Origin of the sequence: Bradyrhizobium shewense (assembly GCF_900094605.1) — a bacterium.
GTDB classification, from domain to species: Bacteria; Pseudomonadota; Alphaproteobacteria; order Rhizobiales; family Xanthobacteraceae; genus Bradyrhizobium; species Bradyrhizobium shewense.
Map to the genome: position 1 here is coordinate 208,287 of NZ_FMAI01000010.1, position 17,229 is coordinate 225,515.

Sequence of the window (17,229 nt, forward strand, 5' to 3'; positions counted from 1 at the left end):
TGTCCAAGTCGCGGCGCCGGAGAGCTCCGAGGCCTCAGTTGCTCGCCAGCGGTAATGCCGGCTTGTCCGGCGGCATCGGTGGGGCCGGCGGGCGCTGGACCTTGATCTTCGCAGTGCCGCTATTGTTTCGGTAGAACAGATCGTGCGGCCCCTGGATCGCATCGAGCCAGGACGGGATCCACGACTCCGGAAGCAGCCGCGGGAATATCTGGACGGCGTCATTGACGTAGAAGAACAGCTCGCCGGACTCGGGTGCCACGAATTCGGCGACGACGCGGCCGGTCAACAGCTGCTTGGTCCAGATCTGGCTTGCCTCGGCGAGCATGGCTGGCGGAATCGGTTCGAATTTGCCGAGGCCGTCGAGCCTGCCCTTGAACTCGGGCGTGTCGTCGAGCCGCACGGGATACCTGTTGCGGCTCCTGCTGAGGTCGTCCTCCGCGGGCAGGGTGGGCTTCATGCGGCGGGGAAATTCGTCGGCCGGCATCACATTGACTGCCTTGAGCGGCAGGTCGTTGATGCCTTTGCTGCCGACGCGCACCGCGGGCTGGAACCAGTCCGCCGCGAACAGACGACGCTCCGGCAGCGCCACGTAGTGGTGCGGCTCGTAGGTTGCAAATCCGTTCACGCCGCTCATGATGGTACGGTCGAACCATGGCTCTTTGATCTCGAGAAAGACGCGGTATTTGCGGCCCTTCTCGACGGCAAGCCCGCTCCACCAGCAAAAGTCCCGGGTGTCGAACAACGCGCGCGCGTCGACCGGCTCGTCCGTCACCGGCGTGCCGGTCTGCAACGCGGCAGAGCCCTTGACCGTAGGCGGCGAGCAGACCGAGCCGAGCGCGAGACGACCGGTGAACAGGCTGCCCGACACGATCAGCGCGGCCGAGCCGAAGATCGCGATCAGGAAGACCGCCGGCACCAGTCCCCTGGTGATGATGCGCTGCGCCGGGCCGGCATTCAGGCGCATCCAGTGTCCGAGCCGCATCAACGGCCCCGGCTTGTCGATGTGCTCCATGCTCGCCCTGCGGCGCGACGTGTTCCAGGCAAGACGCGCCCGCTCCTCGATGTCGTCACGCAACGTTCCGTTCTTGTGCCAGATCCACCAGGTGACGATCACCACGATCGAGGTCAGGAAGGGATAGTAGGTCGCAATGTTGAGCCAGGGGGCCGCATAGGACGGCAGCACGTCTCGCAGCAGATTGGTCAGCGGCGCCACCACTGCGCCCATCACCCAGTCGATATTGGTGATGAAGGACAGTGCGCCAGTGCCCTCCAGGGCGCGGTCTTCGGACCACTGCACCAGCGCGTGCGCGATCCACGGCCAGGCGGCGATCACGCCGGCCATGAACAATAGCGAGAAATAGGCGACGCGCCGCCACCACACGGTGTCGCGCGTGAGGCTCGACATGGTGGCGTCGGGCGTGCTCATCGCGGTAAAGGCTTTCGCCTCCTCCTCGCGTCGAGGGCCCGTCGCCTTTGCCAGATAGGCCGCTTTCAGAGCCTCGCGCGCATGCTGCTCGTCGAGATCCTTGGTCTCTCCCTCAGAGCGCAGCGGCAACCTCGTTCCGTCCGGCAGCAGCACCAGGCAATTCGCCGGAAGCATGATCGGCGCGTAATCGTCGCAGCCGAGCAGCATGCGCTCGATGACGGCGAAGTGCACCACCGGTAGCCCGCCATTCACGTCGCCGCCGAGGATCGGACGCGGCCCGTAGCGGTACAGCACTGCTGCGCCGCTGCGGGAATCATGCCGCGGCCCGAGCGCCGATTGATATTCCCTGAAATGCTCGATCTCGCCGTCCTGGAAGCGCAACCGGTCGCCGAGCTGCTCGACCATCCAGACCAGCGGCACGAAGGACAGCGTGGATTCCGGATAGCCGCCGCCGATATCGGAATGGACGCCCGTGAACCACACTTCCTTGACGATCTGCCCCTGCGCCAGATGGCTCTGGTCGATCCGCAGCGGATGGAAGGTGGTGCGTTCGTCGTCGAGCGCGAGCGCATGACAGGCGTGCCTGACCTTGTGCGACAGCCGGTGATTGCGGAACGAGATCGGCCAGATCGCCCAGTCGATGGCGAGGCGGAGCTCCTCGACCGGAACGCCGAACGCCTCGACGGTGTCGAACAGGCCGAGGAATGCGATCTCGACCTCGCTGCGCCCGTTCATTTTGCCCCGCACCTCGGCATAGCTACGGTGCCCGCAAAGCCAGTGATAGACGAACAGCAGGAAGTCGCGGATCCAGCGCGTGACCCAGATCGTCGGCAGGCTCTTGGTCCAGGGCACGGTCTCGCGCCGGTACTCGCGCCAGGCGGCTTTGACGTTACGCCCCATCTCGGCATGCGACACCGGGGTGTCGTCGATCTCCGCCGGCACCAGGCCCTGGCTCGCGATCAGCGCCGCCAGCGTGCGCGCGGTAAAGGCGCCGCGGCTGAAGCCGAAGATGTAGATGTCGTCGCCGGGACGCCAGTTCCAGCACAGGAAGCGATAGAGCTTGCGGACGTTGCCGGGAACGCCAATGCCGGTGGCGCCGTCGAGCGCGGCAAGCGGTGCCCAGCCGGCAGTGCCGACACCCTTGATGTAATGCGCGATCTGATCAGGCTGGGTATGGTCCAGGGCTTCATAGAGACGCCAGACGCTCGATTCCTGCGTGGTGAACGCATTGCCGGTGCCGTCGGCGAACAGCACCAGCTTGCGCCTTGGCAGGCCCGCGCCCGCGCCGGCATTCCTGTCTTGATCGCTGGGCGCGCGTTCTGGCCTCGGAGAATTGGCGTTCCCCCCGACATCATGATGCGTCATGGGCCCCTCCGGCAATTCGACAAGGAAAGCGTCAGGCCAAACCGGGCATCATTTCCCGGAATCAATCAATGGTTGAAATATCTGAATCATGAAAATACAGGTGCATTCTGCGCACAGTCCCGTTGAGGTAGCAAGCGGGATCATGCGGCGTCGCTGCTTCCAGCGGGTCGTTGCGTGGCGACAGACTGTGCTGGATGTGCTGACGCCGTTACGAGAGATCCACCCGCGGCGGCGGGTACCGCCGCGCCAGCATCGACAGCGACAGATCCCGCTCGTCCGCCGGCAACTCCAGATAGGCCAGCACCAGTGGCCGCTTCCAGTCGCCGACGCCGAAATCCATCGCCATCCATTTCTGCGGCTCGGGGCCTTCGAGGCCCCGGACCCAGACGAAATAGCGGGGGAGGTCGTCGGCATCCGTCTTGCGTGTCCTGGCCATCAAACTGTCCGCTGCATCACATCTGCTGCCACAGGATATAGGGACTGGCGCGGCGAAGTGGAACGGGGCAGGGCAGCCGCTTATGGCCTGCTGGGCGTCTCGAAGGATGGCCGCAGGAAAATCATAGCCCAAACCTCAAGAGCCGGCCCAAAAGATTCTGGTTGACCGAAATTCGGAAATATCGTAGCCTTGCGATATCCCGGCCCTTGGATAAGGGGCGTTTCGCGATCGTCACGATACGTGGGCCGGGTGGCGGTGGACGTGGAGTGCATCGGCGCGCCAGCAATCGCAGGGCGGGTTTGGCCCGTGAGAGGTTGAACAGCGCGCACACGACCGGTGCGGTCCGCGTACGGCAAAAGCGTGTCGTCCTGACGCCCGGGGTCTGTGCGTCAAGGCTTGCGGTGATGTGAGCTGCCCGACCGGGCGTGCGCATCAGCCATCCGCAAGGCGACGGGGGCAATAGTGCATCGCTCCCCGGGGAGAGCGCGCCATAAGCCGTAAAACCATTGCGCAGGGAAAGGCCGGGATGTCCTGGGCTGCCCTGTATGCCGCTGTGCATTTGTCTTCGCAATTTGCGCGCAGCGGACCGCGGGTGCCAGCCGGCGCCCGGCCTTCCCTGCGCCCTTTCCAAGGAAGGGGCTCAAGAGAAGCACAGGACTCGGGCGTCATGCGTCGCGAGGCCGAAGAGGCGTGTCCTGCTATTTGAAAATTGAAGTGGGCCCGCTGGTCCTGCCGATCACCGCCACAACTCGCAGGTCGCCACGCGGTTGATGTCGGCGAGCCGGCGAGCGGCGTTTCCGTGCAGATCGAGGCTTTCGACCAGCGTCAGCAGACGCCGATAGGCGTCCTCGGCAATGTCGACCGGCAGCGGCGCCTCGTCAAAGGCCTCGACATAGCTGCCGACGACACCGCTGAGCAGGCGGCACAGGCCGCGCTGGGCGGGATCGTGCCGGCCGAGCGTCTCGAGCTTTTGCTGAAAGGTCTGGAAGGTCCGCAAACCGTGGTGTTGCTGCGAAAGCCACGCGTGCAGGTCGTTCATATGAGCTCCTTCGAGTGACGGAAGAAGCTACCGGTTTATACAGTGGAGATGCGGGGATGGCTAGGGTGGGGAGCGAGTGTGTTGAGCCAGTCCGCCTTCGCCCAGGCTTCGGCGCGACAGCCTTCGCCGCTTCGCATGGATATGGCTGCGCCCGGTTTGCCGAGCCGTAGCTGCGAAGCAGCGAAGGCTGGTGCCCCTGGCCGGAATCGAACCAGCACTCCTTGCGGAACTCGATTTTGAGTCGAGCGCGTCTACCAGTTCCGCCACAGGGGCCCTCGGTCGGCCCTTGCAGGGAGCGTCGCGAAGCCGGCGGACTATAGCCATGGACAAAGCGGGGTCAACCCGCGCCAAAGTGATGTCAGCCGTTCTCGACAGCCGCATGGACCGGGGCTAGAGGCTTAGGAGCGCGACCTATCGGAAAGAGGCTGCCGTGACGACCCAGAGTGCCGCCATACCTGCGTTCAAGCCGGCTGCCAGCGGCGCTGCGCTGACGGCCTCGCTGCTCGTCACGCTGATTGCGGCCGCGACCATCGCGGGCGCCTGGTTCTTCCAGCTCGTGCTGGAGATCCTGCCCTGTCCGCTCTGCCTGGAGCAGCGCTACGCTTACTATCTGGCGATCCCGGTCGGCGTTCTCACGGCGCTGGCGGCACGGAGCGGCGCGCCGCGGCCGCTGCTGCTGGCGGGGCTGGCGATCCTCGCGCTGGCAACGCTCGCCAATGCCGGTCTCGGCACCTACCACTCCGGCGTCGAATGGGGTTTTTGGAAAGGGCCGACCGATTGCTCCGGTCCCGTCGTCAATCTCGGCAATGCCGGCGATCTCTTTTCAAAGCTCGACACCGTGAAGGTGGTGCGCTGCGACGAGGTGCAGTGGCGCTTCCTCGGCCTCTCGCTCGCCGGCTACAACGTCCTGATCTCGCTGCTCATGGCCGCGATTGCCGCGCGGGGATTTGCGAAGACGGCGAGAGGCTAGGCAAGCTGCCGTAGGGCGTGCCCACCATCTCGTAGTGATAAGGTCGAATGAGAACGTGGGCACGGCCCTATGCGCCTTTGCCCACCCTACGAGAGCGGAGTTCGCGAGGCGCACCGCGCTCTACTAATCATCCACATCGTCCTGCGTGCGTCCGAACAGATGCACGATGCCCGGCGTTGCGATCGTCACGAACACGAAACGCGACAGGTGGTGGGCCCCGACGAAGATCGGGTCGATGTGCAAGGTCAGCGCCAGCGCCAGCATGGCATCCATCGCGCCCGGCGCGAAGGCGACGACGGCGTCGGAGAATCTGACCTGGGTGGTCAGCGCGACGATGCCGACGAAAATGGCGGAGACGGCGATTGCGACCGTGAACGAGCCCAGCGCCGCGTTGAGGTGGCCGGCCAGCGTCTTGATCCGCATCCGCGCGAAACGGCTGCCGATCAGTGCGCCGATGCCGACCAGCGCCACGCCGCGCACCCAGTCCGGCAGGCCGCCCTCGACCCAGCCGGCGCCATGCAGCACGCTCGAGGCGATCATGGCGCCGAACATCCAGCTCGCCGGAAACCTGATCAGGCGCAGGACCAGCGCCATGGCCAGCGAGGCCGCGACCAGCTCGACGAGATCGAGCGGCGAGGCGATCGTCGTCGCCAGTGATGGCGCGGCAGAGGGGGCGACGCCCGCAAACGCGAGCACCATCGGCAGGGCCGCGGTGAGGATGATGACGCGCATGGTCTGCACCACCGCGATGCCCGGCAGGTCGGCGCCGCGCTCGACCGCCAGGATCGTGATCTGCGACAGCGCGCCGGGGCTGCCGGCCAGGAAGGCCGAGGTGCGGTCCCAGCCATGGATGCGCTGGAGGTAATAGCTCGAGCCGAAGGTCGAGCAGAAGGTCGCGAGCGCTAGCAGCCCGATGGTGAGGGGATATGCGCCGACCTGCTGAAGCAGATGGCGCGAGACCACCGAGCCCAGCGAAATGCCGAGCAGCACCAGCACGGTCTGGGTCAGGAGCGGCGGCAGCGCGAGCTGGCGCCCGGCAATCGCGGCGATTCCGACCGCGATCATCGAGCCGGAGATCAGCCCGCCGGGAAGGCCGGCGAGGAGAAACACAAGGCCGCCGGCGGTGCCGATGACGAGCGTCTCCGCCGTGCTCAAGATCTTGGCACGGCTCGGCCATTCAAACGACAGGGAGGCGGCGATTTGCTTCACGCCACCTTATCGCAAATCAGCGAGAGGCGCACAATTGCAGGCTCGTCATGCCGCAATGCGCGCGCCTCTCGCTGGAAGCTCGCCGAAGATCGTGTCGGAGGCTACTTCTTGTCCGCAGCCGGCGCGGCGGTGCCCGCCTTGGCGGTCTTGATGCATTCGGAGCGGAATTTCTTGCGCTCCTTGCCGTGCAGGCCCTTGGCGTCGGCCTGCTTGGAGCATTCGAGCGACTCGGCCGAGCGCTCCTTCGGGGCTTTCTTGTCGGCGGTAGCGGCAGGTTCGGTCTTGGTGGCCGGTGCAGCCGTCTGCGCGAAGGCGGTGCCGCCGGCGAGCAGGGAGGCGAGGGCGACGGCGGCGAGGCGAGAGGCGAGGGTCATGGTGTTACACTCATCTTGCGAGAATTGCGAAGGACTGCGAACGTCGGCTCGCATTGCTGAACGCGACATGAATAATCTGAACGGCGCCGTTACTATATTTTGGCGGCCGGGAGCCATCGCTTCCTTGTCGCAAATGGCCGGCACGCTAGGATAGCAAGTCTTGTTTCACTTCCCCTCGGGGGAAGACCAAGGAGGAGACCTAAGGATGACCATTCAATCAAAAATGCTTTGCGCGATTGCGTTGTCGGGATTTGCTGCGTTGGCGGTATCGGCGCCAGCGCAGGCGCTGACGTCGCAGGAGTGCAGCGCCAAATACCAGGCGGCCAAGAAGGACGGCTCGCTCGGCACCATGAAGTGGAATGACTTCCGCAAGGCCCAGTGCGGCGCGGATGCAACGCCGGCTGCTGCGGCACCGGCTGCTCCTGCACCGACCGCGGCTGCGCCCGCTGCTCCCGCCGAGCCGAAGCAGGCCAAGAAGGAGGCGGCCCCGGCCGCCGCGCCGACCCTGCCGGCGGGACCTGCGATCTATCCGAACGCGATCGATCCGAAATATGCCAAGGAGACCCCGGGCAAGGGGCGCTTGCACACCTGCGTCGACCAGTACAACGCCAACAAGACCACCAACGGCAACGGCGGCATGAAGTGGATCCAGAAGGGCGGCGGCTACTACAGCGAATGCAACAAGAAGCTGAAGGGCGCCGCCTGAGCTTCGAGCTGATGCGAAGGCCGGAGCAACGCTCCGGCCTTTTTGCCTAATCCAGCAGTTTTTCGGCCGACTTCGCCACCAGTTGCGATCGCTTGCGCGGGCCGCGCTCGACGAACAACAGGCTCTGGCCGAAGATAAAGCAATAGAACAGGAAGGCCTGCGCCTCGGCCTCCTCGGGCGCAAGCCCGGTCGCGCGATAGAGCTCGGCCACGTGCTTGAGCCGCGCTGCGTCCACGCTCGCCACGGCGGCCGCGGCGTTCTCGTCGGAGCGGGCCCATTGCCGGATCGCGAGCTCGATCGCCATGGCTTCCGGATTGAGCCGCTCGGAATAGAGCTGGATCACCGCCTTCAGCCGTTCGCGGGGTTGTTGGCCATCGAGGCGCGTCTGCTGCGCGATCGACGCGGCCCGCCCCTGGCGCCAGCGCTGCAGCATGGCTTCGAGCAGCGCGGCGCGGTCGGCGAAGCGGCGGTAGAAGCCGCCCTTGGTGACGCCGAGATTCTTGGCGAGCACCTCGACCCTGACACCCTCGACCCCCGAGCGGGCGAGCTCGGCAAACCCCGCCTCGACCCAGACATCGCCCTTGCCGTCGCTCATGAAAGAAGCCTCCCGAACTCTTGATACGGTGCCGTATTGCTAACGCGTCTCGTGCCTGATACGCTACCGTATCAAGATCAATAAACAACGAGGGCGAAAAATGGCGATGGAGCAGGAGGCGACCTATCGCGGCACGGTCTATCCGTGGCAATGCGATCATGTCGGCCACATGAACATCATGTGGTATGTCGGCAAATTCGACGAAGCCAACTGGAACCTGTTCGCCCGCCTCGGCCTGACGCCGAGCTATTTGCGCTCCTCCGGCCGCGGCATGGCCGCCGTGCAGCAGAACATCGCCTACAGGCGCGAGCTGCTCGCCGGCGACATCGTCGAGATCCGCAGCCATCTGCTCGAGGTCCGCGACAAGTCGATCCGCTTCCGGCACGACATGACGAATGCCGAGACCGGCGAGATCGCCGCAACTTGCGAGATCACCGGCGTGCACATGGATCGGAGCCAGCGCAAATCGGCACCGTTCGCGGATGCCATCCGGGAGATCGCTTTGCACCATCTCGCCGATCCGGCCGAGGCCTGAACCATGGCCGCGTTCGAGCCGAAGAACCCGGGCTATCGCGCGGCGGCGATCGCAATGTTCGACGGCCAGCCGGCGATGCACACGCTCGGCATCGTGATCGTCCGCCTTGCACCGGGCGAGGCCGAGCTGGCGATGCTGCATTCGCCTGATCTCACGCAGCAGAACGGTTTTGTCCATGCCGGCATCATCACGGCAGGCCTCGACAATGCCTGCGGCGTTGCCGCCTTTACCCTGATGCCGCGCGAGGCCGACATCCTTACCGTCGAGTTCAAGACGACCCTGCTGGCACCCGCTCGCGGCGAACGGTTCGTGTTTAGGGCGGAGGTGGTCAAGCCCGGCCGCACGTTGACCTTCTGCGAGGCCAAGGCGTTTGCCGAGCACGAGGGCAACACCACGCTGATCGCCACGATGACCGGGACGTTGATGGCGATGGTGCCGCGCATTGCTGCTTCGCACGAGCCGCGCCCGTCTCGTGCATAGCTGCGATTGACAAGCCTGCCGGCGCATCCCTTGATGCGCTGGTCATGCTTGCGAGTCTCGGCCTCATCCTGCTGTGCCAATTGATCGGCGAAGCCGTCGTGCGCGGCCTCGGGCTGCCCTTGCCGGGACCTGTGCTCGGCCTGCTGCTGCTCCTCGTCCTGCTGCTTGCGCGGGATCGCTTCGCGATGCTTGCATACGGGCCGCTGCGCAACGACGGCGTGGAAACCGCAAGCAAGGGCCTGCTGGCACATCTGTCGCTGTTGTTCGTGCCGGCCGCCGTCGGCGTCGTGCAGAAGCTCGACCTGCTCGCCTCCCATGGCATCGCCATCGTCCTCGTGCTTGCGCTCTCCGTGGTCGTCACGCTGCTCGCGACGGTGCTGACCTTCCGCCTCGTCAGCCGCCTGTTGAAGCAGCAGGACGCACGATGAACGACAATCCGTTCTCGCTCTGGGTCTATCTCTCGCAGTCGCCGCTGCTGTGGCTGACCGTGACGCTGCTGGTCTATGCGGCGACGGATGCGGTGTCGCTGGCGACGCGGCGCCATCCGCTCGCCAATCCCGTGCTGCACGCGATGTGGATCATCGGCGCGTTCCTGCTCGCAACCGGCACGTCCTATACGAGCTATTTCGCGGGCGCGCAGTTCGTGCACTTCCTGCTGGGGCCTGCCACCGTCGCGCTCGCGGTGCCGCTCTATGAGAACCGCAGGCGCGTCGTGTCATCCATCGTGCCGATGCTGGTGGCGCTGCTCGCGGGATCGGTCACGGCGGTGGTGTCGGTGGTGCTGCTGGCCGAGCTTGCCGGCCTGCCGCGCGACGTGGTGCTGTCGCTGGCGCCGAAATCGGTCACCGCCGGCGTCGCCATGGGCATCGCCGAATCCCTGCACGCCGATCCCTCGCTGGCGGCGGTGGCGGTGATCCTCACCGGCATCATGGGCGCGATCATCGTGACGCCGCTGATGAACCGCACCGGCATCACCGATTACCGGGCGCGCGGCTTCGCCGCCGGCCTTGCCGCGCATGGCATCGGCACCGCGCGCGCGTTCCAGGTCGACGAGATTGCCGGCGTCTTCTCCGGCATCGCCATGAGTTTCAACGCCTTGGTGACCTCGTTCCTGGTCCCCCTGGCGGTCACGCTGCTGGTGCGATGACATCGCCGCCGCGACACTCTATATGACGAGTAACAATTCCCGGTCCCGACCGTATTCAGGGAGATGGGACCAAAACGGGACGAGATATGGCTGGATTTGAGACTAAGGGCCTTGCGCCGACGCGGCGCGCGGCGTTGACGTTGATCGGGGCGGGCGCCCTCGCACTGACGGGCGCCTCGGCGCGCGCGGCGACCGACGACAACGAGGTGCTGACCGAAGCCAAGGTGCTGCGCGATCCCGACACGCCCGTCGCCGGCAATCCCAACGGCAACGTCACCATCGTCGAATGGTCCGACTACAATTGCCCCTATTGCCGCAAGCTCGAGCCCGAGCTGCGCCAGGTCGTCCAGGACGACGGCAAGGTGCGGCTGGTGATGAAGGATTGGCCGATCCTCGGGCCGGTCTCCGTCACCGCGGCGCGGACCGCTCTCGCGGCAAAATTCCAGGACAAATACCATCAGGCCCATGACGCCTTGATGGGCGTCAGCTCGCGCCTGACCGAGCCGCGCATCAACGAGCTGCTCGCCGCCGCCGGCGTCGACATGGATCGCCTGAAGCGCGATCTCGCCGGCCATGGCAGCGATATCGACGCCCTGCTCAAGCGCAACAACGAGCAGGCCGAAGCCTTCGGTTTCAGCGGAACCCCGTCTTTCATCGTCGGCAAGTACCGCGTCCCCGGCGTGCTCAGCATGACCGAGTTCGAGCAGGTCATCGCCGATGCCCGCAAGGCCAAGATGAACTGAGGCGCATCGGTCGTAGCCAACGCAAAGGCGCCGCCGCGGAGCTCGCGACGGCGCCTCGTTCATGATACGGCGTCGTTACTTCGACGAGATCCGGACCCAGTCCTTGTGCGCGCGGTCGCGCAGCGCGTCCCAATCCGCCTTCGCGACGTCCCAATTCACGATGGTGCGATTGGTGGTCGCGACCTCGCCATTGGCGACGGACGACGTCTGCATGGAGTCATAGACATACACGCCGCCGGCAAGCAGCAGCGCGCCAAGGATCATTCCGAAAAAAGTCTGCATTTGCGAACCTCCGGTGGGCCGGCAATAACGTCGGCACGCAGTGATGGTTCCGCGGCAGTGCGGCGCGGATAAGGACGGGTTGTTCACCCCGCATTCAGCCACTGCGCCAGCTCCGCGTTGATCTCGCGCGGATAGGTGTGGCTGAGGTCGTCGATCTCGCGATAGGTGACATCAGCGCCAGCCGCTGCGAGCGCGGCCTGGGTCTGGCGCGCGGTCTGCACCGGAAACATCCAGTCGAGCTTGCCGTGGGTGATGAAGATGGGCAGACCTTGCAAGCGCGCGGCGTCCGCCATCTCCGCCATCAGCGGATGGAAGGTTGCGGAGACCGGCGCCAGATGGGTGAAGGGCGAGGCGCCGTCGAGGCCAGTAACGTAGCTGAAGGTGCCGCCGTCGCTCATGCCGGTCAGCAGCATGCGCGAGGTGTCGATGCTCCAGCGGCTGCGCACGGTTTCGAGGATGCGCATGAGATTGGGCGTATCGGCATCATCGCCCATCAGCGCCCAGGTTGGACCGGTCGCGGTTGGCGCCACCAAGATCGCGCCAAGGCTGCGGGCGTCGCGCAACCAGCTCCACAGGAAACCGCGTCCGTTGCCGCTGCCGCCATGCAGCGCCATCACCAGCGGCATGGCGCGCTCGGGCGTATAGTACTCAGGCACATAGACCGAGAAGCCGCCGCGGCTGCCGGGTTCGTTGTGATCGTGGAAGATGCCGGTATTTTCGCTCGCGCCGACTTCGAGCCGCGACAACAGATCCGCATTTTCGCGATTGGCGGTGTTGAGGAAGAAGCTGCTTACGGGAGGAAATTGCATCGCCAGGGGATAAAGCGCCTCCTGCGCGCGCGGCACGTGGCGCAGCGCGCGGAAGACAGCGACGAGATCGCCATTGCCGCGCTCGACCTCGCGGATCCCGGCAAAGGCGGCGAGCGTCTCGCCGCAGGCGCGATCGAGCCGCTCGCGGAGGCCCGCGAATTGCTCCGGCCACTCTCCAATAGCCGCGTGTGCCGTTTGCAGCGCCTCATCCGGTGCGCCGATCGCGTTCATCACGGTAGCGAACGCCGGCGGATGCAGATGGCGTTGGAAGAAGCCGAGCGCTTCCAGCGCATTGAGCAGCGGCGGCAGCACGGCCACGATGTCGTCGATCACGGCCTCGCTCATCGCGGCTTCCTTCAGCGTGGGATCAATGCAGCTTCGGTGCCTTCAAGAGCTTGAAGCGATCGGTGGAGGTCACCGTGACGTCGAAGGTGACGCCTTGGTGGTACACGGTCAGCGGCACGTCGACGCCGGCGGCGCCGAGCGCCCACATCTTCTTGTAGAAGGCGGTCTGGCTCGTGACCTTGTCCCCGTTCACGGCGAGGATGATATCGTCGGTCTTGAGTTCGGCGCGCGCGGCAGGACCGTTGGGGGAGATCCCGATCACGACCACGCGGTTGTCGATCTCGGTCGAGTAGAGCCCGAGCCAGGGTCGCGCCGGCTTGTTGACGCGACCGAACTTGCGCAGATCGTCCAGGATCGGCTTCAAGAGGTCGATCGGCACGACCATGTTGACGTGCTCGGCCTTGCCGTCGCGCTCGCGCTCCAGCTGAAGCGAGCCGATGCCGATCAGCTCGCCGCGCTCGTTGAGCAGCGCCGTGCCGCCCCAGTTCGGATGCGCGGGATAGGTGAAGACGGCTTCGTCCAGCAGATATTCCCAATAGCCGGCGAATTCCTGCTTGGCCACGATCTGGCTCGCGACCGAGCGCGTGCGACCGCCGGCGCCGCCGACCACGACGCGGTCGCCGATCGCGGTTTCCGCCGAACTGCCGAGCGGCAACGGTTCGACGTCGAGCTCACCGAGGGCTTGCACCAGGCCGAAGCCGGTTTCGGAATCGAAACCGAGCGCGTGGCCTTCGACCACCCGCCCATCGCCGAGGTGCAGCCACACCGATTCCGCCTCGGTGATGAGATAGCCGATGGTGAGCACCAGTCCGTGATCGATCACGACGCCGTTGCCGGCGCGTTCGGTGCCCAGCGTCTCGGCGCTGAAGGCGTCCGGCGGGACGATGGCGTGCAGGCCGACGACGGATGCGAGCGCGCGGTCAAGATCGAAACCGTAGTCGCTCGCACGCGGCTGATTGGCCGGCGGCACTCTCCATTCGGTCAAAGCGGGCATGGAGTTCTCCTGGCTGAGTGCATCGCTCCGAGATTGCTGCAGAGCGACGCGCGAAGCACGCATAATTTAGGCCGGGGCAGGCCGTCTTGAAAGCCTCGTTCCCAACTATTCGTGAGAACGCCGCGTGAAATCTTTGAAAGGCATGGAAACACCTCGTGCACGAACGGGACGCGCCCCTCAATCCGGCATGCGCCGCATGGCTGGTGTCCGGCGAGGTGCTAGGCGCCGTACCATGAAGCTGCTAACCATTACCGCTTCGTTTGACCAAGGGATCACGGATCGAAGCATGGACAACCGCAGCGATATCTGGCGTGGCGTCGACACGATCAAGGGGCGTTTCATCGACCTCAGCGACAAGGTCTGGGGCATGCCCGAGGTGTGCTACACTGAGGCGCGGTCCGCCGCCGAGCATCTTGCCGAGCTGCGTCATCAGGGTTTCCGCATCACCGAGAACGTCGCCGGCATTCCGACCGCGGTGATGGGCGAGTGGGGCGAGGGCGGTCCGGTCATCGCATTCATGGGCGAATATGACGCCCTTCCCGGTCTCAGCCAGGAAGCGGGTGTCGCCGAGCATCGTCCGATCGAAGCCGGCGGGCACGGCCATGGCTGTGGTCACAATCTGCTCGGTTCCGCCGCGCTGCTCGCCGCGACCGCGGTGAAGGACTGGCTTGCCGAAAACAAGGTGCCTGGTCGCGTGCGCTATTATGGCTGCCCGGCCGAAGAAGGCGGCGCCGCAAAGGCGTTCATGGTGCGCTCCGGCGCGTTCGCGGACGCCGACATCGCCATCACCTGGCATCCGCACAGCTTCTGGGAGGTCGCGGTGACGCCGTCGCTCGCCAACACGCGCGCGGATTTCATCTTCACCGGTCGCACCTCGCATGCCGCGGCCTCGCCGCATCTCGGCCGCTCCGCGCTCGATGCGGTGGAGTTGATGAATGTCGGCGTGAACTACATGCGCGAGCACATGCCGAGCGATGCGCGGGTGCATTACGCGCTGCTCGACACCGGCGGCATTGCGCCGAACGTGGTCCAGGCCCATGCGCGGGTGCGCTATTCGATCCGCGCCCGTGACCTTCCCGGCATGAACGAGCTGGTCGGACGTGTGAGCAAGATCGCCGAGGGCGCGGCGCTGATGACCGAGACCAAGGTCGAGATGAAGATCATCTCCGCGGTCTCCAACATCCTGCCGAACACGCCGCTGGAGCAGGCGCTGCACCGGGTCATGGAAGAGCTCGGACCGCCGCATTTCGACGATGCCGACAAGGGTTTTGCCAGCCAGATCCGCGCGACCTTGAGCGACAAGGATATCGCGTCGGTCTATTACGCGATCGGCATGGAGCAGACCGATCGGCCGCTGGCCGACTTCCTGGTGCCGCTCGATGCCAAGCGCAACCCGCTGGTCGGCTCGACCGACGTCGGCGACGTCAGCTGGGTGGTGCCGACCGCGCAGGTTCACGCCCCCACGGTTGCAATCGGAACGCCGTTCCACACCTGGCAGGTGGTGGCGCAGGGCAAGAGCCCGCATGCCCACAAGGCCATGGTGCAAGCCGCCAAGGCGATGGCCGGTCTCGGCATCAAGGCGCTGACCGATCCGGAACTGATCAAGTCGGCCAAGGCCGACCTGAAGAAGCGGACGGCCAAGACGCCGTATGTCTGCCCGCTGCCGGATCACGTCGAGCCGCCGCTGGACATGTCCGTCGCATAGAATTTCGCCTCCATACTTCGTCTGATGCTGCGAACAAATTTTCCGCAGTGCAGCGTGCAATCCAGCATGTTTTGATGCTGGATTGCCGAACGGATGGGCTGCAGAACACAGTTTTGCCCAACAGACAGCCAGAAGACCGTTTGCATACACACGGTCCCAGTTGACGCGCCCCCCATTCGGTGTGCCATCTACTGCCAGCCAATTGGGCGGCCAGCTTTCACGGCCGTCCTCATCACGATGGGAACCAGACGGGGGACAACCATGCTGGATAAGGAACTGCGTTCGATGATCGGCGAGGTGAAGGATGGGCGGATGGATCGCCGCGCTTTCATCACGCGCATGGCCGCGGTCGGTCTCACCGCCCCGCTGGCCAACCAGATCCTCGCGCTCGGCGGCGTCGCCATGGCCGAGGGTGCCTCGACCTACAAGCCGACCAAGCGTGGTGGCGGTGGTGCGCTGAAGCTGCTGTGGTGGCAGGGCCCGACCTTGCTCAATCCGCATTTCGCCACCGGCACCAAGGACCAGGACGGTGCGCGCTTGTTCTATGAGCCGCTCGCCTGTTGGGATCCCGACGGCAACATGAAGCTGGTTCTCGCCGCCGAAATTCCCTCGATCCAGAACGGCGGCCTGGCCGCCGACGGCAAGTCGGTGACCTGGAAGCTCAAGCCCGGCGTGAAATGGCACGACGGCACGCCGTTCACGGCCGACGACGTCGTGTTCAATTGGGAATACGCCAAGGATCCGGCGACCTCCGCCCTGACGATCGCGACGCTCCGCGACATCACCGTCGAGAAGGTAGATAACCTCACGGTCCGCATCCTCTTCAACAAGCCGACGCCGTTCTGGGCCGACGCCTTCGTCGGGGCGCCCAACACCATCATCCCGAAACATCTGTTCAAGGACTACATGGGGTCCAAATCGCGGGAGGCGCCGACCAACCTCTCGCCGGTCGGCACCGGCCCCTACAAGTTCGTCGAGTTCAAGCCGGGCGATCTCGTCCGCGGCGTGCTCAACCCCGATTACCACATGCCGAACCGCCCCTATTTCGACAGCGTCGAGATGAAGGGCGGCGGTGACGCCGTCTCGGCCGCGCGCGCGGTGATCCAGACCGGCGAGTACGATTTCGGCTGGAACATCCAGGTCGAGGACGACGTGCTGTTGCGTCTGGAGAAGGGCGGCAAGGGCAAGACTGTCTATGCTGTCGGTGGCGACACCGAGTTCATCGCACTGAACTTCACCGATCCCAACACCGAGGTCGATGGTGAACGCTCTTCGATCAAGACCAAGCACCCGCTGTTCTCGGATCCGGCGGTGCGCAAGGCGCTGTCGCTGCTGATCGATCGCGAGTCGGTCAAGAAGGCGATCTACGGTCGCGCCGGCCGCACCACGGCCAACTTCCTCAACGGTCCCGAAAAGTTCGTCTCCAAGAACACCACGTGGGAGTTCAGCATCGAGAAGGCCTCGAAGATCCTCGACGAGGCCGGCTGGAAGCCGGGCGCCGACGGCATCCGCGAGAAGGACGGCAAGAAGCTGAAGCTGCTGTACCAGACCGCGATCAACGGTCCGCGCCAGAAGACCCAGGCGATCGTCAAGCAGGCCTGCCAGAAGGCGGGCATCGACGTCGAGCTGAAATCGGTCGTCGCCTCCGTGTTCTTCTCGTCCGACGTCGGCAATCCCGATACCTATTCCAAGTTCTACGCCGACATGGAGATGTTCCAGATTCCGCTGAGCCAGCCCGATCCGTCGCAGCACATGCGCCGCTATCTCTCGACCCTCGTCGCCACCAAGGAGAACAAGTGGCAGGGCACCAACTTCCCGCGCTGGGTCAACAAGGAGTACGACGCAACCATCCAGGCTGCGGACGGCGAGATGGATCCGGTCAAGCGCGCTGCGCTCTACATCAAGGCCAACGACCTGATGTACCAGGACACCGTGTTCATCCCGGTGCAGCATCGCCTCAAGGTCGAGGCAGCGGCCAACAATCTGCGCCCGGTCGTGTCCGGCTGGGCCAACGAAACCGACAATCTGTTCGACTGGTACCGCGAGGAATGATCCCCCAACTCTAGACG

18 protein-coding genes and 1 tRNA gene are annotated in these 17,229 nt (G+C 65.1%); 9 read left to right on the forward strand and 10 right to left on the reverse strand.

Annotated features, from left to right (window positions below; translation table 11 throughout):
- Nucleotides 1-34: 34 nt before the first annotated feature.
- From GA0061098_RS20690 to GA0061098_RS20710, 4 genes are all read right to left on the reverse strand, one after another.
- Nucleotides 35-2,791 carry a T6SS phospholipase effector Tle1-like catalytic domain-containing protein gene (locus tag GA0061098_RS20690; RefSeq protein ID WP_091960145.1) on the reverse strand — a complete coding sequence of 919 codons (2,757 nt, stop codon included), beginning with the start codon at nt 2,789-2,791 and terminating at the stop codon, nt 35-37.
- 208 nt (nt 2,792-2,999) lie between these two features.
- On the reverse strand, nt 3,000-3,227 hold the full coding sequence (locus GA0061098_RS20695; RefSeq protein ID WP_091960149.1) for a hypothetical protein: 228 nt from the start codon (nt 3,225-3,227) through the stop codon (nt 3,000-3,002).
- 736 nt (nt 3,228-3,963) lie between these two features.
- Nucleotides 3,964-4,266: a hypothetical protein gene (locus tag GA0061098_RS20705; RefSeq protein WP_091960152.1), complete on the reverse strand. Its 303-nt coding sequence runs from the start codon at nt 4,264-4,266 to the stop codon at nt 3,964-3,966.
- 188 nt (nt 4,267-4,454) lie between these two features.
- Nucleotides 4,455-4,539 (reverse strand) — tRNA-Leu (locus GA0061098_RS20710).
- 157 nt (nt 4,540-4,696) lie between these two features.
- Here GA0061098_RS20710 and GA0061098_RS20715 point away from each other — a divergent pair.
- Nucleotides 4,697-5,236 carry a disulfide bond formation protein B gene (locus GA0061098_RS20715; protein ID WP_091960155.1) on the forward strand — a complete coding sequence of 180 codons (540 nt, stop codon included), beginning with the start codon at nt 4,697-4,699 and terminating at the stop codon, nt 5,234-5,236.
- Nucleotides 5,237-5,359: 123 nt separating this feature from the next.
- Here the strand turns inward: GA0061098_RS20715 and GA0061098_RS20720 are convergent, their stop codons facing one another.
- Both GA0061098_RS20720 and GA0061098_RS20725 read right to left on the reverse strand, forming a co-directional pair.
- The gene (locus GA0061098_RS20720) at nt 5,360-6,445 is read right to left on the reverse strand and encodes an AbrB family transcriptional regulator (protein WP_018316301.1); all 1,086 of its coding nucleotides are present in this window, start codon (nt 6,443-6,445) and stop codon (nt 5,360-5,362) included.
- A gap of 101 nt (nt 6,446-6,546) precedes the next feature.
- Entirely contained in the window at nt 6,547-6,819 is a 273-nt protein-coding gene (locus GA0061098_RS20725; RefSeq protein WP_091960159.1) for a PsiF family protein, read from the reverse strand.
- A 205-nt stretch (nt 6,820-7,024) separates the two neighbouring features.
- Between GA0061098_RS20725 and GA0061098_RS20730 the strand changes: the two genes are divergently transcribed.
- Nucleotides 7,025-7,525, forward strand: a complete 501-nt coding sequence (locus GA0061098_RS20730) for a hypothetical protein (RefSeq protein WP_028139892.1) — start codon at nt 7,025-7,027, stop codon at nt 7,523-7,525.
- A gap of 46 nt (nt 7,526-7,571) precedes the next feature.
- Here the strand turns inward: GA0061098_RS20730 and GA0061098_RS20735 are convergent, their stop codons facing one another.
- Entirely contained in the window at nt 7,572-8,120 is a 549-nt protein-coding gene (locus tag GA0061098_RS20735) for a TetR/AcrR family transcriptional regulator (protein WP_091960163.1), read from the reverse strand.
- 106 nt (nt 8,121-8,226) lie between these two features.
- Between GA0061098_RS20735 and GA0061098_RS20740 the strand changes: the two genes are divergently transcribed.
- The 5 genes from GA0061098_RS20740 to GA0061098_RS20760 all read left to right on the forward strand — a co-directional run bounded on the left by GA0061098_RS20740 (nt 8,227) and on the right by GA0061098_RS20760 (nt 11,025).
- Nucleotides 8,227-8,655: an acyl-CoA thioesterase gene (locus GA0061098_RS20740; RefSeq protein ID WP_091960167.1), complete on the forward strand. Its 429-nt coding sequence runs from the start codon at nt 8,227-8,229 to the stop codon at nt 8,653-8,655.
- A gap of 3 nt (nt 8,656-8,658) precedes the next feature.
- On the forward strand, nt 8,659-9,135 hold the full coding sequence (locus GA0061098_RS20745; RefSeq protein ID WP_091960171.1) for a PaaI family thioesterase: 477 nt from the start codon (nt 8,659-8,661) through the stop codon (nt 9,133-9,135).
- Nucleotides 9,136-9,179: 44 nt separating this feature from the next.
- On the forward strand, nt 9,180-9,563 hold the full coding sequence (locus tag GA0061098_RS20750) for a CidA/LrgA family protein (RefSeq protein ID WP_091960174.1): 384 nt from the start codon (nt 9,180-9,182) through the stop codon (nt 9,561-9,563).
- The gene (locus tag GA0061098_RS20755; protein WP_091960177.1) at nt 9,560-10,282 is read left to right on the forward strand and encodes an LrgB family protein; all 723 of its coding nucleotides are present in this window, start codon (nt 9,560-9,562) and stop codon (nt 10,280-10,282) included. Before GA0061098_RS20750 ends, GA0061098_RS20755 begins: the two co-directional genes overlap by 4 nt.
- Before the next feature lie 86 nt (nt 10,283-10,368).
- Entirely contained in the window at nt 10,369-11,025 is a 657-nt protein-coding gene (locus tag GA0061098_RS20760; protein ID WP_165637497.1) for a DsbA family protein, read from the forward strand.
- Between the two features lie 75 nt (nt 11,026-11,100).
- Here the strand turns inward: GA0061098_RS20760 and GA0061098_RS20765 are convergent, their stop codons facing one another.
- The 3 genes from GA0061098_RS20765 to GA0061098_RS20775 form a co-directional block, all read right to left on the reverse strand.
- The gene (locus GA0061098_RS20765) at nt 11,101-11,307 is read right to left on the reverse strand and encodes a hypothetical protein (RefSeq protein ID WP_018316294.1); all 207 of its coding nucleotides are present in this window, start codon (nt 11,305-11,307) and stop codon (nt 11,101-11,103) included.
- Nucleotides 11,308-11,390: 83 nt separating this feature from the next.
- A complete protein-coding gene (locus tag GA0061098_RS20770; protein WP_091960186.1) occupies nt 11,391-12,461 on the reverse strand; it encodes a dienelactone hydrolase family protein in 1,071 nt (356 codons plus the stop codon).
- Nucleotides 12,462-12,483: 22 nt separating this feature from the next.
- Entirely contained in the window at nt 12,484-13,455 is a 972-nt protein-coding gene (locus GA0061098_RS20775) for a S1C family serine protease (protein ID WP_091960365.1), read from the reverse strand.
- 286 nt (nt 13,456-13,741) lie between these two features.
- On the opposite strand from GA0061098_RS20775, the gene GA0061098_RS20780 reads away from it, so the two are divergent.
- Both GA0061098_RS20780 and GA0061098_RS20785 read left to right on the forward strand, forming a co-directional pair.
- Nucleotides 13,742-15,160, forward strand: coding sequence for a M20 family metallopeptidase (locus tag GA0061098_RS20780; RefSeq protein ID WP_165637498.1), 1,419 nt, complete (start codon nt 13,742-13,744; stop codon nt 15,158-15,160).
- Nucleotides 15,161-15,421: 261 nt separating this feature from the next.
- Complete coding sequence (locus GA0061098_RS20785; protein ID WP_091960189.1) at nt 15,422-17,212, forward strand: peptide ABC transporter substrate-binding protein; 1,791 nt, start codon at nt 15,422-15,424, stop codon at nt 17,210-17,212.
- Nucleotides 17,213-17,229: the final 17 nt, after the last annotated feature.

What these genes read in the sequence shown, in the direction of transcription:
- GA0061098_RS20765 (WP_018316294.1), bottom strand. Translation starts at nt 11,307, where the DNA reads ATGCAGACTTTTTTCGGAATGATCCTTGGCGCGCTGCTGCTTGCCGGC.
- GA0061098_RS20745 (WP_091960171.1), top strand. Translation starts at nt 8,659, where the DNA reads ATGGCCGCGTTCGAGCCGAAGAACCCGGGCTATCGCGCGGCGGCGATC.
- GA0061098_RS20775 (WP_091960365.1), bottom strand. Translation starts at nt 13,455, where the DNA reads ATGCCCGCTTTGACCGAATGGAGAGTGCCGCCGGCCAATCAGCCGCGT.
- GA0061098_RS20780 (WP_165637498.1), top strand. Translation starts at nt 13,742, where the DNA reads ATGGACAACCGCAGCGATATCTGGCGTGGCGTCGACACGATCAAGGGG.
- GA0061098_RS20785 (WP_091960189.1), top strand. Translation starts at nt 15,422, where the DNA reads ATGCTGGATAAGGAACTGCGTTCGATGATCGGCGAGGTGAAGGATGGG.
- GA0061098_RS20705 (WP_091960152.1), bottom strand. Translation starts at nt 4,266, where the DNA reads ATGAACGACCTGCACGCGTGGCTTTCGCAGCAACACCACGGTTTGCGG.
- GA0061098_RS20725 (WP_091960159.1), bottom strand. Translation starts at nt 6,819, where the DNA reads ATGACCCTCGCCTCTCGCCTCGCCGCCGTCGCCCTCGCCTCCCTGCTC.
- GA0061098_RS20755 (WP_091960177.1), top strand. Translation starts at nt 9,560, where the DNA reads ATGAACGACAATCCGTTCTCGCTCTGGGTCTATCTCTCGCAGTCGCCG.
- GA0061098_RS20730 (WP_028139892.1), top strand. Translation starts at nt 7,025, where the DNA reads ATGACCATTCAATCAAAAATGCTTTGCGCGATTGCGTTGTCGGGATTT.
- GA0061098_RS20735 (WP_091960163.1), bottom strand. Translation starts at nt 8,120, where the DNA reads ATGAGCGACGGCAAGGGCGATGTCTGGGTCGAGGCGGGGTTTGCCGAG.
- GA0061098_RS20740 (WP_091960167.1), top strand. Translation starts at nt 8,227, where the DNA reads ATGGAGCAGGAGGCGACCTATCGCGGCACGGTCTATCCGTGGCAATGC.
- GA0061098_RS20695 (WP_091960149.1), bottom strand. Translation starts at nt 3,227, where the DNA reads ATGGCCAGGACACGCAAGACGGATGCCGACGACCTCCCCCGCTATTTC.
- GA0061098_RS20690 (WP_091960145.1), bottom strand. Translation starts at nt 2,791, where the DNA reads ATGACGCATCATGATGTCGGGGGGAACGCCAATTCTCCGAGGCCAGAA.
- GA0061098_RS20770 (WP_091960186.1), bottom strand. Translation starts at nt 12,461, where the DNA reads ATGAGCGAGGCCGTGATCGACGACATCGTGGCCGTGCTGCCGCCGCTG.
- GA0061098_RS20750 (WP_091960174.1), top strand. Translation starts at nt 9,180, where the DNA reads ATGCTTGCGAGTCTCGGCCTCATCCTGCTGTGCCAATTGATCGGCGAA.
- GA0061098_RS20760 (WP_165637497.1), top strand. Translation starts at nt 10,369, where the DNA reads ATGGCTGGATTTGAGACTAAGGGCCTTGCGCCGACGCGGCGCGCGGCG.